A 535-nucleotide genomic window follows, 5' to 3' on the forward strand; every position below is an offset into this window, starting at 1 on the left:
AGCCCCATCGCCGGCCGCACCGACCAGGCCCTCGACGACCTCATCGGCTTCTTCGTCAACACCCTCGTCCTACGCACCGACACCACCGGCGACCCCACCTTCACCCAACTCCTCACCCGCGTCCGCGAAACCTCCCTCGCCGCCTACGCCCACCAGGACGTCCCCTTCGAATACCTCGTCGAAGTCCTCAACCCCACCCGCACCCTCGCCCACCACCCCCTGGACGGGAACGGCGAAGTTCGACCTCTTCTTCAGCCTCACCGAGCGGCGGGGACCGGACGGCGAACCCCAGGGGCTGACCGGCGAGGTCGAGTACTCCAGCGACCTCTACGAGGCGGCCACCGTACGGGAGATCTTCGACCGCTGGATCCGCCTCCTGGATGAGGTGACCGCCCAACCCGAGCAGCCGCTCAGCCACATCGAGATCCTCACCCCCCAGGAACGGCACCGGACGCTCGTCGAGGTCAACCGCACCGAACTAGCGCTGCCCGACGCCTCGTTGGCGGAACTGTTCGAGCGGCAGGTGGCCCTCACC

General features: G+C 68.2%; 1 pseudogene. It reads left to right on the top strand.

The window, feature by feature from the left end:
- Positions 1-42: 42 nt before the first annotated feature.
- Positions 43-535, top strand: a pseudogene (locus IH61_RS45460) (condensation domain-containing protein); the annotation flags it as partial.

It is taken from the genome of Streptomyces sp. NRRL WC-3742, from assembly GCF_000720635.1.
Classification (GTDB): domain Bacteria; phylum Actinomycetota; class Actinomycetes; order Streptomycetales; family Streptomycetaceae; genus Kitasatospora.